The following is a 1,514-nucleotide window of genomic DNA, read 5'->3' on the forward strand; positions in this document are numbered from 1 at the left end:
CGAACTGCCGCGGCGTCGCGGCGACGAGCGTTATCGGGAGCACGTTCCCCTCGTCGCGAGGGGGTTGAGCGTCGTCGCCGCGCCGAGTCCCCACGGGAGGAACGCCGCGCAGAGAAGCGGGAGGGTCGAGAGGACGTTCGAAAGCGACCCGGTTCCGGCCAGCGTGCCCGCGAAGACGAACAGCGGCGTCAGGAGGAACGTGAGTCGCCGCGGGTCCCGACGGGCGCGCAGGAGCGTCATCTCCGCGACGCGGCGCGTCGGCAGGTCGACGCGCGCCGGAAACGCGAACGGCGAGACGGCGGCGCTCAGGCCGGACCACGCGGACGACCCGCCGTCCGAACCGCCCGTCACGGCGCCGGGCGAGGAGGCGGATGCCGACGCCGCGTCGTCGCCCGTCGCGACGGGTCGACGGCCGCTTCGAACCACAGCGCCGACGCCTCGCGTTCGAGGAGGGCACCGCCGACGACGAGGACGCCGACGGCGCCGACGAACGCACCCGCCGCGCGCGGCGGTGACCCGGTCACCGGCGTCGCCACGCCCGTCAGGTCGGCGAACCAGCCCATCGGGAGCCACGCGAACGTCGCCCGGTCGAGGCCGACGAGTTCGGGCGCCTGGAAGGCGAAGAACGCGCCCATGGCGACGACGACGACGGGGACGCCGAGCGCCGTCTTGTGCCGGGCGACGAACGGCGAGGTGGCGAGGAGGAGGGCGACGCCGTAGCCGACGAGCGACCCGGCGACGACGGCCGAGAGGACGGCGAGGAGGACGACGAGAGGGACGACGACGAGGAGCGCGAACGAACCGAGCGCGTACGCCGACAGCGCCGTCACGACCAGCACGGGCGGCGTCGCGTACGAGAGGACGCGGAGCGTCTCGGCCAGCGCCAGACCCAGGACGACGCTCCGCGTGGAGGCGGCCGTCAGGAGGAGCGACTCCGCCTCGGGCCGCGGGCGGGTGGAGACGACGCGCTGAGCGACGAGGAAGACGACGAACGACCAGAACATGGCGACACCGCCCCGCGCCGCGTCGGAGACGGGGACCGAGTCGACGGAGACCGACCCCACCAGCAGAGCGCCGAGGAGGAGGAACATCGCCGTCGGGAACAGCGTTCCGAGGACGGTGAGGACGAACCGACCCGTGCTCTCGCGGAGGCCGCGGACCGACCGCCAGAACTCGAAGCGGCCGACGCGGACGGCGTTGGCCGCCCACCCCGGTTCGGACGCCACCGCACCGGAGTCGGGCGCGCGTCCACCCGACTCAGACATCGGGCGTCGTCTCCTCCTCCGCTATCCCGGTCGTCCCGTCCGCGTCGGACGCCGTCGCGGCCGACTCGGCCGACGCCGTCGGGTCGGCGCTCGTCACGTCGAGGAAGGCGTCTTCGAGCGTCCCGCCGCCGCTCTCGGCCCGCGAGACGAGTTCGGCGGGCGAGCCCTCGGCGACGAGCGACCCCTGGTAGAGGATGCCGACGGTGTCGGCCACCTCCTCGACGACGGGGAGGATGTGCGTCGAGAGGA

The 1,514-nt window shown here is 74.1% G+C and carries 2 protein-coding genes and 1 pseudogene; all 3 read right to left on the minus strand.

Annotated features, from left to right (window positions below; genetic code table 11):
* Positions 1-30 precede the first annotated feature (30 nt).
* Positions 31-351, minus strand: a complete 321-nt coding sequence (locus GJ632_RS21415) for a hypothetical protein (protein ID WP_191453975.1) — start codon at positions 349-351, stop codon at positions 31-33.
* On the minus strand, positions 348-1,265 hold the full coding sequence (locus tag GJ632_RS21420; RefSeq protein ID WP_191453976.1) for a hypothetical protein: 918 nt from the start codon (positions 1,263-1,265) through the stop codon (positions 348-350). The genes GJ632_RS21415 and GJ632_RS21420 overlap by 4 nt, the downstream gene beginning before the upstream one ends.
* Positions 1,258-1,514 (minus strand): annotated as a pseudogene (locus GJ632_RS24490) (ABC transporter ATP-binding protein); the annotation flags it as partial. The pseudogene GJ632_RS24490 and the gene GJ632_RS21420, both read right to left, overlap by 8 nt.

Source organism: Halogeometricum sp. CBA1124 (genome assembly GCF_009741955.1).
Classification (GTDB): domain Archaea; phylum Halobacteriota; class Halobacteria; order Halobacteriales; family Haloferacaceae; genus Halogeometricum; species Halogeometricum rufum.